This is a genomic window from Rhodococcus koreensis, from assembly GCF_900105905.1.
Classification (GTDB): domain Bacteria; phylum Actinomycetota; class Actinomycetes; order Mycobacteriales; family Mycobacteriaceae; genus Rhodococcus_F; species Rhodococcus_F koreensis.
This window is the reverse complement of sequence record NZ_FNSV01000004.1, coordinates 39,539-53,296: the sequence shown is the minus strand read 5'-3', so window position 1 is coordinate 53,296 and position 13,758 is coordinate 39,539. Positions and strand designations below refer to the sequence as shown.

The window sequence follows — 13,758 nt, the reverse complement described above, 5'->3', positions numbered from 1 at the left end:
GCACGCATGACCGCTCAAAATCTCCGTCCCGACGAACGTCGAGTGTGAGGCCCAATGATGACGAAAACACCACCGCAACAAAGTGCTACGCGATTCACCCGTTCATCCCGGATCCCTTCCCTGCCGCCACGGTCACGCACATGGATCCGCGACAGCTTCTGCCTAGCTACAACCGGAGTAGGTATCTGTGCCGCCGCCCCGCTGTTCGGGTACAGCGACCTCCCAATGCCTGCCTCCGCAGGATTCTCGATCGCCGCCGCCTACACCGCAGTAACAGGCAAGCGAAGACAGCTTCGCGATGCCGACGTCGACGAGGTGGTAGAGAAGCTATGTCCGATCGTGGGGCTACCGGAAGCGACCCGGGCGGTACTGTCCACAGCAAGATGGAGTCGTCGCGAATGGCCAGGACATCCGCGGAAACTCACCGTGCACTACGACTCGACCCAGGCACTGAATGATGAAACGTGGCTCGCCGACATCTGCGAGATCTTCGAACACCAGGGTTGGGGCTTCTTCGAGCTCGACAAGCATGACCCCGCCCGCCGCCGGCTGATCTTTACATCCGCCGCCGAACCGAACCAAGAAACCCCAGATAGTGACCAGGTCACACGCGCGAAGCGGATCGTCACTCAACTGCTGGGTCCTACCGCAGCCGCAACAGCGATCGAAGTTGACGTTGAAACCGGCGACGTCACCTCGATGGAAGTCCGCCACGAACTCGGCCCGAAACTGGCATCGGAGGGATACCGGACCCGAGTCGAACGAGGAATGAGCGCGACATTGCCCGGTCGCTGGCGAGCAAAATGGAACCTTGAGACGGACTGGGTCCGGTTCGAACTACGCACAGCCTTCCCCGACAGCATCTGGTTGCCGAAGACAGACCTCGACCCCGACGCGGATCTTCTCGCCAGCTATGACTCGGTCGAAATTCCCTACGGTATCGACGAAGACGGCAACGAAGTAGTGTGGCGACCAGCGATCGACCCGAACATGATGTTGATCGGACCACCCGGCAGCGGTAAAACCGTTACCGCCCACAATCTCTTGGTTAATTTCTCACGACGTGGATGGCCGATTTGGGTTCTCGATGGAAAGTACGTCGAGTTTCTGGGATTCCAGGACTGGCCCAACGTGCAAGTGGTCGCCACCACCATCGAGCAGCAAGTAGCGTTGGTCCATCGCGCCCGCGATCTCATGGAGTTCCGGTACCAAAAAATTGTCACAGGCGAGGCTACCGAAACGGACTTCGAGCCAGTTCTCGTCTTCCTCGACGAATGGGCTGAATTCCGCGGGAACGTCGAAGATTGGTACCTGGGAGTCAAATCGAAGGGCGGACCCCGTCTACCGCCCGTGATAACGATGCTCGCGTCCATGGCGCGCAAAGCCCGCACCGCACGGGTTCATCTGGTCTTCGGAACCCAGCGTCCCGATGCGCAGTACTTCTTTGGCGACATGCGTGACAACTTCGCCATGCGCATCTCGATGGGCCGACTTTCTCCGCAAGGTGCGCTGATGATGTGGCAGTCACCAACGATCGGCACCAGCGTGCCCCGCAAGTGCCGCGGTCGCGGCACCACCGTCACCGACAACTATCAACCAATCGAGATCCAGTGCTACCGCGTACCTGACCCGCGGAAGACGCGACCGGACTCCTTCGAGGCGGACCTGCTCGACGCCCTCCGGCCCCCGGTGACACGCCATCCGCGATTGCTGATCGTCCCGCCGGACGAACTTCCCGACCTCGATGCCACCGACGACACGTCCGAACCTGCGCCGCTGACGTACTTCGACTACATCGACGCTGAATGGGTGCTGGCCAGCGACCGACCCGACCTCGATCCGATCCTCAGAAGAGCGAACATGACCCACGAAGTCGACCACGGTATCGCATCTCCGACGGCGCTCCTCGGACTCCTCGGGGGCGGCGCCGAGCCGACCGTCGAAGCGACCAGAGCGCCCAACGACCACTCCCAGCCGTTGACCGCCTCGAACGACGCCAGCGATCCCGCCTCGTTTCTCGATCAGCTTTCAGCTCCACACCCCGGTGAATCGTCTTCGGAGGATTTGGAGTCATTCCGCACTCGGCTGGCGCTGGTCAAGGAGCCGGTAGGAATGGAACGGGAGATGTCAGGCGGTGAATCCGACTTCGTCGACGATCGGTCGGTTTCACATCGGACCGACGAGGACCAGTACGGGCCGGTCCACGACGTTCGCGCCGCGGACGTCGCACTCGGGGACCTTTTGCTGATAGACGACCTGGACGAATGGGTGGTCGTCGATACCGATCCCGAATTAGACATCATCGACGATTCGCTGTTATCCCTGACCTGGCGCAGCGACAGCGATGAGTACGGCGAACTCGCCTTACCCGACAGCTCTTACGTATCGATTCGTAAACCTCTTCAGGTTTCGGTGTGAGGAACGACAGCAGCGAGGCAGCAAACTGAGCCTGGATGTCACCGCCCAGTTGTCCGGCGCGGTCTCGGCGGATTTGCTCGTGCTGGGTTGAGAGAAGACCGCCGGCGTTTGTCACACAAGTCCGCTTGACCGGATCTTCCTCCATGCAAGAGGCCCACTTCAGGAGGAAGGACTTCCTATGCAACCGACTCAGGCACAGTTGCCACGCAAATCTGCGCAGAAACCAACATGCCTGTCGGACGAGGACCAACTGTCTCTGTTGATGGCTGTCCCGCTGGCTTTAAGTGTGGTCGCAGCAGCCCTTCCGGCGATATCAAGTAGGGCAACGGGGTGGCTGCTCGCGCATGAGTTCATAGTTGCGGCCTCGGCAACACCGCTTGTGACTATTCCTGGCACGGACGGCGCCGGCCTTGACCTTCGTCGGCTGATCGTCGCCGTGGCAGTGCTGGCGATCTCGGCAGCTTTTGTGCTGAGCGGCGCGCGACGTTCCATCGATCGTCGACGGCAGCGACGGTTGCGTCGTGGCGACAGCGCATGAGCGCGCCGCGACCATTGACACGCTACCGAGGTGGAAGGGGACGGTTTCGCGCGCGGATGAATGCGTCACGGATCGTCCGTTGTTCCAAGCGCAGAGCCTCAGCGAGTGCAATGGTGTGGGAGTCGGACAGGCTTCCCTCGCCACGCTCGATTCGGCCGATGGTCGTGGTGCTGAGCCCGGTTCGGTCCGCGACATGTTTCTGCGTCAATCCCGCAAGATTCCGCAGGTCGGCGATCGTCCGACTGCCCTCCGGAACGACGATGAGATGGTCGAGGGGTATCCCGAGCTTCTCGGCGGCCCGGGCGAGATGGTCGGGCTGAGGGTTCGATCGCGAGGTTTCCCAGTTGTGGATGGTGGTCGGGTCGACACCTATTGCGCGGGACAGGTCGCCGCGCGAGATTCCGGCAGTGGTGCGCGCGTCTTCGAGGGCCTGGGGCTGGAAGCCGTTCAGGGGCGCTCTCACTGCGATTGTCCGTTCATCGCTGGACATCCTAGTAAAGATGTAGATACCATCATTGCATACCGGGTTTAAATTCCAGTGATGAATGCGGTGTAGCGCTGACGATCATTCGCTGTACTCGAACCCCGGTGCGCTCGAGTACGAACAGTTCCCACGTACATGCGGCCTGACCAGCCGCTAAACGGAAAAGAGCATCCGATGACGACTACCGTTTCAGCTGCCCTACCCTTGTCCCAGACGTCTGCGCATCGACGTGACGCACGCTCGTCCGTATGCGCCGCTCAGCTAGCTAGACTGAATGCAGCCGGATTCCCCGCCCGGTCTGCTTTGCCCAGTCGCGACGACGGGTGGTTCCAGACATCGCGACAGTCGGGTGTAGGGGGACGTGACGGGCAGGCTTGGACACCTGCCCGTCGCGTCGATACATCTGTCGACACGGTTGATGTGCGCTTCCACATCAATGCGCTGATGTGCGCCGGCATGACGACCGCTCTGATCGCTGAGCTGGCCTCTGTGCCGGTCGCGACAATCCGGTCGCTGAGGAGCACTTCGACTCGCACGACCACCTCCGCCATCGCGGACGCGATCCTCTCGATCACTTTTCACCCGAGCCGTGGGCGTGATCTGACCCCAGCAGTGGGGGCTCGCCGCCGACTGCGCGCACTCAACGCCATGGGCTACGGCGATCCGAGCCTCGCTCACCGGTTGAACGTCGAGGTAGACGTCGTCACCTCGATGCCGGAAAAAGGTCTCATCCCGAGCGAGCTGTGGGAAGCGGTTGACGAGATCTACGACGAGCTATCCATGCGCCCCGGACCTGACGCCGACCTCCGTGAAAAAACACGCGCAGAAGGACTGGTGCCGCCTCTCGGATGGGACGACGACGAGATCGACAATCCTAAGGCGCGTAGTCACGAGCGCGAGCGGGCCACGGGAGCGGTCGCGTCCGACGAGGTCGTCATCGTTCGTCGCCTGAGTGGCGAACAAGTCCCCATGCGCAACTGCGAACGGCGAGAAATCATTCGGATGGCCTACGAGCAGCGCTGGTCACCGAGCCTCCTCGCAGACAAGCTCGCCATCAAGTACGACTCGGCCGTGACGGAGCTGAGCCGATACCGCCGAGCCCTCGCCCACACGGACGTCGCCGGTTCCGGTTCCGATTCCACGGCGAAGACGTCGACCCCGACCGACACGCCTACGGGGGAGCGTGGAAAGGGCGAGACTGCCGCAGTCGCTGCCCCGGCCGATCTGACAGGCGCGCACGATTCTGACTATCCGCGAGAAGCAGCAGCTACGTCAGATGCCGCCGAATCACAGTCGCCCGCCGGCTCCAGGGTGAACGCGCCGGCACGGGCTTCCGCCAACCGAGTGAGTGCGATCAGGCGCCGCTGGACCGGCGCCTTCACGACAAGCGCACAGTTCCACGAGGCAACGATCGACTGTCCTCGCTCAGCGCCGGAAAGTGGGGTGCCAGGGAGTTCGCTGCCATCCCGCCGCTCGAAGTTATGGCGGCCGCCCCGCCGGTCGGGTTCAACGAGAGCTGCAGGTGCTGGGCAGAACTGGCCTCACTTGGATGAGCGGTGGCGGCTGTCGTCGGGGCTGCGGCTCTTCGCATCAAGATGGCATCGCCCCGCCGAACAGACATCGGCACCCCGACCCGGCAGGCCTTGTTCCAGTTCGCTGATACCTGCTGACTCCGGCGACCGTGTGGGGCATTGCTGCAGCCCGATCTCGCCCCTTCGAAGGAGAGAGACCAGACCTGATGGCCCTCATAGAAATCCCCGAGGACTTCCACACGGCGTTCATTGCGGCCGCCCACGACGCGAACGATCACAACGACCTTGACCTCGCCGTTGACGAGGACCGCACATACATCGCCCTCAGCAATCTCTGCCCCGGATTCTTCCCGGCTCTTCGGCTCATCAGCCGCGGTGAGCATGAAGCCACGGTGGAAATCTGGTCCATCGTCGACCACCAACGAGACGACGGCAGGTGGGAGCGCACCGAGGGGGTCGATGCCACCACTGTGGTCGACCTCGCCGATCCGACGGACGCTGCCAGGCGCGCCGTCGAGTGCTGGTTGACTACGCTCTGACCTCGGCCGGACGCGGTCATGCACGCTCCGCAGTGCGGCTTTTCGCAATGACCACAACAGGTTCCAACCCTGCGACTTAACCCTCACGTCCCACTCGTGGGGCCACGGAGACGGGAAACGATCATGCATGAGTCATTTTCTTCCGCTCTCAACGAGATGTCGGTCGCCGATGCGGTGATGCAGCTGGCCTCCGGAACCGTCGAACTCGCGCTCGAAGACGCGCCCGAGTTCGCTCGCTGGTGCTGGTTCGCCGACATGCTCGACTCAGACTGGGGTTTGACCGGCAGGCTACCGGCCGCCGGCGACGATGTACTCCACGAACTCGAGCGCGTCGCCGGTATGTGCCGAACATCGGAAACGAAGGCGCTCAGTCCCAACGCGTGGCGCGTGGCCTACGAGGCCACGGAGAGATTGGCCCACAGCTCGGCCGTAACCAGTTCAGAGGCAGCCTATCTGGCACTTTCGGCGGCGAACGACATCGCCCTCGAGTGCATCGACGAAAGGCACCCCGAGTTCACAGTCGCGATAGCGCTGGCATTCGAGTGCCTCGCCGCCTGTGCAGCGGACTCCGCGGTAGCGCGATGCTGGATCGCCCGCGCTCTCACTGAATGGACGAACCGAACGCACCCAGTCGAGGGCGGTCCTCGAACGGGGGAAGCCCCACCGATCACGGACACTGGGCAGAACGCGTCGATAGTCTCCGCAGGTTGTGGCGAGAGGGCCTTGTTGAGAGTGAGCGGCAACCGCTGAAAGGGGCACTGGCAACAGCGCTCCGTGGGGCTCGCCTGGACCGGGGATAGTTATCTCACCCTAGGATCGGCTACGTGCCGACAGTGACAACGCCCGACGCCGACATCTATTACACCGACAGTGGGGGAGAGGGGCCCGTACTTCTACTCGGGCACGGGTTCTTCATGGACTCATCCATGTTCACGCCCCAGGTGCGCGATCTATCCCCGGACCTCCGGGTTGTGACCTGGGATGCGCGCCGCCACGGAAAAACCACTGATAGGGATACGCCGTTCACATACTGGGACCTCGCACGCGACGCTCTCGCCGTCCTCGACGACCTCGGTGTCGAGAAGGCAATCATCGGGGGCATGTCGCAGGGCGGCTATACCGCGCTGCGCACAGCACTCCTCGCACCGGAGCGCACGACGGCGCTGATCTTGCTCGACACGGAAGCCTCAGCCTGTACACCCGAGCAAAAGTCCGGATACCGCGTCCTGTTCGATCAGTGGTGCAGCACAGTCCCACTCGAACCGCTCACCAGCGCACTTGCCCCCCAACTGATCGGCGGAGAACCTGCGGATTGGACGTCGTGGATCAGCAAATGGAACAGCAGTGATCGCATGGCTGTCCGGCCGGCCGCCGAGTGCCTTATCGAACGCGACGACGTCGTGGACCGGCTCTCCGACATCGGCGTTCCGGCGTTGATCATCCGTGGGGAAAATGACCTGTCAGCACCCGCAGAGAAGGCGGATGAGCTCAAAGCGGGTCTTCCCGGTGCTGCGCCAGTTGTCACGATCCCGGTGGCCGGCCATGCCGCAAGCTGGACACACCCCGAGCCGGTCAACGCCGCGATCACCGCGTTCGTCAAGACGCTCCGCTAGTTCCGGAGGCGGGAAGGCGCACTCCGAGGTACATCTGCAGCGGATACTTGCCCCGCATCTCCGCGTGGACCTGCACGTGCACGCTGTATCGCTCACCAGTCTCGGCGTCGCGGAGGTGCATGAACGGCTGGTGCCGGCCGAACCGGACTTCTTCACGTGACCACAGTTCGCGGAAGCGAGGGAACTCGCTCAACTCTTCGAGGGTTTCCACCGCCCAGTCGGGGTTGTAGTAGCGACCCATCAACGCTCGGAACCAGCTGACGGTCAAGGCCGCTTCCGCCTCCCACTCCACCATGACCTTCATTGATGCCGGAGTCGAGAAGAACCAGCGCAACACGTTTCCCTCGTCGACCAGCCCAGGGAACGCCTTGTCATACGCCGAGTTACAGTCGATGACATTCCAGCGTTCGTCGAGGTACGCCACCAGATGCGGGTTCAGCGCCGCGATAGCGGTCTTCATGTCCGGTGTGATCAGTGTCCGATAGTCGGCGATCGTCCATGGGGTGGTTGTGACCTCACGTTCGGTTGGTGTCTGTCGAGCGAGGTTGAAGAGGTGGCGCTGGTCTGCCGAATCGAGTGTGAGTGCCGTCGCCGTGGCTTCGAGGAACTCGGGTGAAGGGCCGTCCTTGCTGCCGGATTCGAGTTGCGCGATGTAGCTCATACTCGCAAAACTTCCGCTCGCAAGCTGCTGGCGGGTCATCCCGCCAGGATGACTCGGTGTGGACCGCGTCCGCCGTGCCCGAATGAAATCACCGAGGTTGGGTGGGCTGAGTGGGTCCATGCTTCATGCCTTCCGAGATCATCTGAGATGTCGAGCGCCATAACCATACTCTGCACGCAAGTCAACCCTTGCAGGTAACACTCCTTAGTGTTATGTCCAGCGGTGGACAACTCGGTCCACCAGCTGATGGGATCTTGTCCAGAAGACTCACAGCTGCGTGGCAGGCAGGTGAGTAAAATTCGGCAGTCGAGTCGCCGGGGACGGGAGGTCCACGGCGGTTCCGGAGGGGAAAAACGCTTATGCCACGTGCAGCGCAACGGTATTCACGCGTGCGGTCAAGGAAGAAATGTCCGGATATCGGCGTGCGCACGCCCGACTTCATATGCGGATGTTCAGAGCGCATCAGTCGCGGCGTCGTTGAGTTTCCTCGTCAGTGTGATCCCACCTGGCGCGACGCAGGTATGGACTGCGTGCCCGGACCTTCTGTCGAATTATGTTCGCTTCAAACGGATGACGCACCAATAACCACCGCGAAAACGGTCCTCTGGATTGCTTACGTCCACGATTCCGAACCTGAGCGCTTCGGCGGCGAAGTAGTCGGCCTGCGGAGACAATTCGCAGATCGTCCAGTGCCGGATGGTCGCAGCGTTCGTGCCAGACGGGCGTGCCAGGTGTCCGCTGGACCTGTACGGCTCAATACCCGTGGCCGCGAGGATATCTGGCACAACACCCGGCGCGACGGTCAATTTTGTCGCAGTCGCAACGTACGTTGTCCCCTGTGGGGGCACGTCCAACGCTCAACACTGTCGAAGAAGCCGATCAGCAGCGTGCGATGGCTCCACGCATCCACGCGGGCGGTAGGTGGCGTCGCCGACGCGAAGTTGTCCAGGTCGCGTTCTATTGTCCACCCCGTACGAAGCGTCCGATATGTCCACACGTCCACTGTGAAGGACCACCATGGCATCCCTGCTGACCAAGAAACTCGACAAGCTCCGCTCGTCCGGGGATGACCGGCCTCCGGCGCACAACGGCGCAGATCAGGACGACCCACCCGATCTGAATACCCGCGCGCGCGTTCGCCGGCGCCCCATTTACCTGGCGATCGGTGTCGCACTCGTCGTGGTGGCAGTGATCGGCATGCTCACCGCGGTCAACGCCATGCGCGCAACCACCGATGTGCTCGTCCTGACGAACGAGGTGCAGCAAGGCGAGACCATCGAGTCCAAGGACCTGGCCGCCAAATCGGTCAACGTCGATGCCGATCTCGGGGCGCTGCCCGCCAGCGAACGCGGCCGCGTCGTAGGAATGAGTGCCAGCATCCGGTTGCCGGCCGGCACCATTCTGCTCCCGTCCGCGATCACCGACCAGGTTGTTCCCGGGGAAGGTCTCACGATGGTCGGCATCACGGTGAGCTACAGCCACCTCCCCTCCGAGCCGATCGTCCCCGGCGACATGGTCCGTGTCGTGGACACACCACGCGACCAGGACGACCCGCCCGTACAGGGCCCGATCAACACGAAAGCACAGGTGTACTCCACCAAGGAGATCCCCGAAGCCGGCGAGACAACGCTCAACCTGCTCGTGCCCGAGGCAGAGGCCAACTGGGTCGCCGCCCGCGGCGCAACCAAGCGTGTCGCGATCGTCCTCGACAACCGAGTGCGGTGACCGGCAATGTTTCTCGCACTGACATCCGCCTCACGCTCACCCGGTGTGAGCACCACGGCGCTCGCCCTGGCCCTGAACTCACCGACCGACCGGACTCTGCTCGTAGAAGCGGATGCCATCGGGTCCTCGCCGGTCCTGGCCGGATACATGCTCGGAAACCACTATCACGACCGTTCCCTGATCAATCTCGTCGACGCGAATCGTCACGGGCGACTCAAGGCTGCTCTGACTGAGCAACTCATCCAGATCCCGGAATCCTCGGTGTCCTTGCTCCCGGGACTGGTCCACTCCGCCCAGGCAGATGCGATGCGGCCCGTGTGGGGACCGTTGGGTGTCCACCTGGCCGGATTGAGCGTCGACGACACCAACGTGATCGTCGACGCCGGCCGGATCGGGCAACGCGGCGCTCCGGTCGAACTGATCGTCAACGCAACAACGATCGCAATCGTCACCCGCACTGAGCGAACGGCAATCGCAGCGCTACGCGCCTCGCAGAACGCCCTGCGACAGCAGCTCTCCGCGGTGCAATCACGCGCAAGTCTGGGGTTGATCCTGATCGGTGAGTCCCCTTACAACGCAGAGGAAGTCACGAAAGTCACCGGACTTGACGTGATCGCCGTCCTGCCCGACTCCGATGACGCCAAGGTCTTCTCGGACGGGTTGTCCATCAGCAAATGGCGCCGTCGCCGCTCGATCTACCTGCACACCCTCCACCGCAGTACCTGGCCGAAGATCACCAAATTCGCGGTGAGCCATCAGGCGGACTGGAAGTCCGGTCCCGCGCTCAATGCTGCGCTGCCGACACTGACAGGAGAACGTCGATGAACTCCGACGACGCGACTGCGCCTCCGCAGAACAAGATCACCGAACTTCCCTTCTTCTCAGCCTCGATCCCGGACGCCGACCTCGCAGGTGGGGGACGCCGTTCGGTATCGGAAATCACGCTCCCCGACACCGACCCGTTTCGATCACTTCGCCTACACGAACTGCCACCGGCCAGCACCAACGGGCACCTCGGCACGGCGCGACGGTCCGTGCCGACGACCGCGAAGGTCAAGGTCGATCGCGCCCTGGTCCGCGCTCTGCAGAAAGAAGCCGCGGAACTGTTGCGTGACTACCGGTCAGCGCGTGACCGCGAGCGCCACGACCCAAAGAACGCCGGCAAATACTTCGCTCCGTTCACTGAGGAGGAAGAACGCGAGTTCGGCCGTGAGACGATCACCGGCCTGGTCAAGAACCACGTCCAGAAGACCATCAACTCCGGTGGGGAAGCCTTCACAATCGTCGAAGAAGAAGCCCTGATCAAGGCCATCTTCGACGCGCAGTTCAACTTGGGCCCGCTGCAGGAACTCGTCGAAGAGCCGCACGTCACCGACATCTTCCTCAACGGTGCGGCCGTCTACGTCAAGTTCCCCGACGGACACTATGAACACCGCGACCCAGTGGTCGACACCCCCGAGGAGCTCCTCGAGTGGATGGGACTGCTGGCCTCACGCGCCGACAACGGCGGTCGGCCCTTCTCCCGGCTCAATCCGTCGCTGCGTCTGACAATGCGCGGAGGCCACCGACTGTCGGTCATGGGCTACTCGGTCAAACGCCCCTCGGTGGCAATCCGCATCCACCGCCTCAAGAACATCGCCCTCGATCAGCTCGTCGTCGAACATCGGATGATGCCGATCGAGCTCGCGACCATCCTCTCGTGCGCGGTCCGCGGCGGTGCCTCGGTGGTCACCGGTGGCGGAATGGGCTTCGGAAAAACGACCTTCACGCGTGCACTGGCCAATGCGCTTCCTCTGCAGACGCGAATCGGAATCGCGGAAACCGAGCGGGAACTGTTCATCGACGAACTCCCCGGCCGCGAGGATTTCGTGGTCGACGCCGAGACGATCCTGGGCGGCGGAGAACGCGGTGCAGACGGCGAGCTCGCCGGCAGCTACACCCTCTCGGACATCCTGTACGAGTTCGTGCGACAGCAGCTCGACTACATGATCGTCGGTGAGGTAGCCGGTCACGAGATCCTCGCCTTCCTCAAAGCGCTGCAGACGGCAAGAGGAGGACTATCCACGACGCACGCGTACACCGCTCGCGGTGTCATCGACCGTCTGGTGAACCTGGCGACCGAACCCCCGATGAACGCGACGGTGGACTACGTCGAACGCCAGCTCGCAGAGCACATCGACCTGATCGTCCAACTCGGCACGAAGGTCCGCGTCGACGGCGAAGGGTCACGCACCTCGGTCCGCTACGTCGACGAAGTCGTCTACGTCGAACCCGGCGACGACAAGAAGCCGTCCTTCTCCACCATCTACCGGGGATACTCCGACGGCACAGGCGAATTCGGATCCATCCCACAACCTCTGCTCCGCAAGCTACTCGCCGGCGGATTCAAGCGAATCAACCTCCCCAGCGACAGCCTTCGCCACTTCGACGAAGAACGCGACCTCTACGACGACGAAGAGGTGGCGTGATGTATCAGCAAATCGGCATCCTCCTGGTACTACTGCTGTGCGCCGGGGTCGCCTGCATCGTCATCGGATGGAAAGACCGCCGCGATCCCACCGCGCCCACCCGTCAGCGCCGGCGCCCCAGCTCATCGAAGATCCCGCGTAGCACCCAGATCCTGCTCGTCGTGGGCTTCGCCGCCGGCATCGTCGTGTCGTCCCTCTCGGGATGGCTCTTCACCCTCTTTCTGGTCCCGGCGCTGCTGGTCGGCTTGCCGTACCTGCTCGGGCGCCCCGAAGCAGAACAGCAGATCAGTCGGCTGGCGGCCATGGATGAGTGGGCCCGCAACCTGTCCAGCAGCATGAAGGCTGGTTCGGGAATCGAGCACACCATCATCTCCACTCCGATCCCAGAGGCACTACGGGAGGAGATCACAGCGTTCATCAGCCGCCTGCGCAACAACGTCCCTCCGGTGGATGCAATCACACGTTTCGCATCGGACCTCAACGACAGCGTCGGCGACAAGATCTGCGGAGCCTTGCTTCTGAGCATGCAACTGCGGGGCGTTGGACTTGCAGCCGTGCTCGAAGGCCTCGCCGAAGACGTCGGTGACATGGTCGCGCGCCGACGCCGCACCGAGGCCGACCGCAAATCCAGCCGTACACAGGCGAAATGGGTCACCATCATCGCAATCACAACACTCGCGGCAGCCTTCCTGTTGACCAACTTCATGGAACCGTACAAGTCGGGCGGAATGCAGATCGTGCTACTGATCCTGCTGACCCTGTTCGCGGCCGACCTGTACTGGATGAAGCAGGCCACCAAACCGCCGACCTACCCCCGCTTTATCGGCACCAATGATCGCGTCAACCGCACCGACCTCGTAGGAGCGCAGCGATGAGCATTCAGATGACGGTCATCCTCTACACGAGCGTCGGCACAATCGGCATCTACCTGGTTGCCCTCTACTTCATGCGCGCACAACCCGCACTCAGCGATGCCATGTCGCGCCTGTCCGGACCGGCCCCGGAGCGCACGTCGACAACTGGAACCTCCCTGATCGACGGAATGGCGAACAAACTCGGCATCCGGGTCCACCCCTACCTGCAGGACAGCAAATTCTTCACGCTCCCCAACGCCGATCTCGCCCTGCTGCACCGAGATCCCGCCCACGTACTCGGGGAAAAGCTCGTCGCAGCACTGCTCGGACTGCTCATCTTCCCCTTCCTCAACCTGGTCCTGACTGCATTCGGGGTCGGCCTGGGATGGTCCATCCCGGCCATCCTGTCGATTGCGACCGCCTTCCTGCTTTTCCTCATCCCCGACATCGAGATCCGGCGCCGGGCAACCGCGGCACGAGCGGAATTCGCGCAGGCACTGAGCTCCTACATCGATCTCGTCGCACTGTGCCGACGCGGTGGCATCGGCACCACCCAGAGCCTCGAGCGCGCTGCACAGGTGGGAGATTCATGGGTGTTCCTACGTCTCGACGAGGAACTGTACGAAGCCGGGCGCTCCGGCGAAGCCCCATGGAATGCCCTGACACGCGTCTCCCAAGAGCTCGGCCTGACCGAGCTGGGCGACCTGGCCGACATCATGAACATGACCGGAGACAAAGGCGCATCCGTCTACACATCACTGCGGGCAAAGGCCGCGGGCCTGCGATCCGCCCAGGCCAGCGCAGAACAAGGTGCGGCAGCGGAGGCCACCGAAAAGCTGGCTATGCCACTGGCCGGACTCGCCGGCCTATTCATCATGCTGCTGCTCATCCCAGCACTGACCATCATCACCGGCTAGTCCGATTCG

11 protein-coding genes are annotated in these 13,758 nt (G+C 62.7%); 9 read left to right on the top strand and 2 right to left on the bottom strand.

Features of this window, described 5'->3' with window-relative positions:
- Window positions 1-57: 57 nt before the first annotated feature.
- The gene (locus BLV94_RS02945; RefSeq protein WP_072948958.1) at window positions 58-2,418 is read left to right on the top strand and encodes an FtsK/SpoIIIE domain-containing protein; all 2,361 of its coding nucleotides are present in this window, start codon (window positions 58-60) and stop codon (window positions 2,416-2,418) included.
- 560 nt (window positions 2,419-2,978) lie between these two features.
- Here the strand turns inward: BLV94_RS02945 and BLV94_RS02935 are convergent.
- Entirely contained in the window at window positions 2,979-3,419 is a 441-nt protein-coding gene (locus BLV94_RS02935; RefSeq protein ID WP_244163445.1) for a helix-turn-helix transcriptional regulator, read from the bottom strand.
- Between the two features lie 1,759 nt (window positions 3,420-5,178).
- On the opposite strand from BLV94_RS02935, the gene BLV94_RS02925 reads away from it, so the two are divergent.
- The 3 genes from BLV94_RS02925 to BLV94_RS02915 all read left to right on the top strand — a co-directional run bounded on the left by BLV94_RS02925 (window position 5,179) and on the right by BLV94_RS02915 (window position 7,124).
- The gene (locus tag BLV94_RS02925) at window positions 5,179-5,511 is read left to right on the top strand and encodes a hypothetical protein (protein ID WP_072948919.1); all 333 of its coding nucleotides are present in this window, start codon (window positions 5,179-5,181) and stop codon (window positions 5,509-5,511) included.
- A gap of 123 nt (window positions 5,512-5,634) precedes the next feature.
- The gene (locus tag BLV94_RS02920) at window positions 5,635-6,261 is read left to right on the top strand and encodes a hypothetical protein (RefSeq protein ID WP_072948918.1); all 627 of its coding nucleotides are present in this window, start codon (window positions 5,635-5,637) and stop codon (window positions 6,259-6,261) included.
- 74 nt (window positions 6,262-6,335) lie between these two features.
- Entirely contained in the window at window positions 6,336-7,124 is a 789-nt protein-coding gene (locus BLV94_RS02915; RefSeq protein ID WP_072948916.1) for an alpha/beta fold hydrolase, read from the top strand.
- Here BLV94_RS02915 and BLV94_RS02910 read toward each other — a convergent pair.
- Complete coding sequence (locus tag BLV94_RS02910) at window positions 7,108-7,905, bottom strand: helix-turn-helix transcriptional regulator (protein WP_072948914.1); 798 nt, start codon at window positions 7,903-7,905, stop codon at window positions 7,108-7,110. The genes BLV94_RS02915 and BLV94_RS02910 overlap by 17 nt on opposite strands.
- An 897-nt stretch (window positions 7,906-8,802) precedes the next feature.
- Here BLV94_RS02910 and BLV94_RS02905 point away from each other — a divergent pair.
- Genes BLV94_RS02905 through BLV94_RS02885 form a run of 5 tightly spaced genes read left to right on the top strand, consistent with a single transcriptional unit; the run spans window position 8,803 to window position 13,749 of the window.
- The gene (locus BLV94_RS02905) at window positions 8,803-9,510 is read left to right on the top strand and encodes an SAF domain-containing protein (protein ID WP_072948912.1); all 708 of its coding nucleotides are present in this window, start codon (window positions 8,803-8,805) and stop codon (window positions 9,508-9,510) included.
- Between the two features lie 45 nt (window positions 9,511-9,555).
- A complete protein-coding gene (locus BLV94_RS02900) occupies window positions 9,556-10,335 on the top strand; it encodes a hypothetical protein (protein ID WP_235214920.1) in 780 nt (259 codons plus the stop codon).
- The gene (locus BLV94_RS02895) at window positions 10,332-11,978 is read left to right on the top strand and encodes a TadA family conjugal transfer-associated ATPase (protein WP_072948909.1); all 1,647 of its coding nucleotides are present in this window, start codon (window positions 10,332-10,334) and stop codon (window positions 11,976-11,978) included. The genes BLV94_RS02900 and BLV94_RS02895 overlap by 4 nt, the downstream gene beginning before the upstream one ends.
- Entirely contained in the window at window positions 11,978-12,853 is an 876-nt protein-coding gene (locus BLV94_RS02890) for a type II secretion system F family protein (protein ID WP_072948907.1), read from the top strand. Before BLV94_RS02895 ends, BLV94_RS02890 begins: the two co-directional genes overlap by 1 nt.
- Window positions 12,850-13,749 carry a type II secretion system F family protein gene (locus BLV94_RS02885; protein ID WP_072948905.1) on the top strand — a complete coding sequence of 300 codons (900 nt, stop codon included), beginning with the start codon at window positions 12,850-12,852 and terminating at the stop codon, window positions 13,747-13,749. The genes BLV94_RS02890 and BLV94_RS02885 overlap by 4 nt, the downstream gene beginning before the upstream one ends.
- Window positions 13,750-13,758 lie beyond the last annotated feature (9 nt).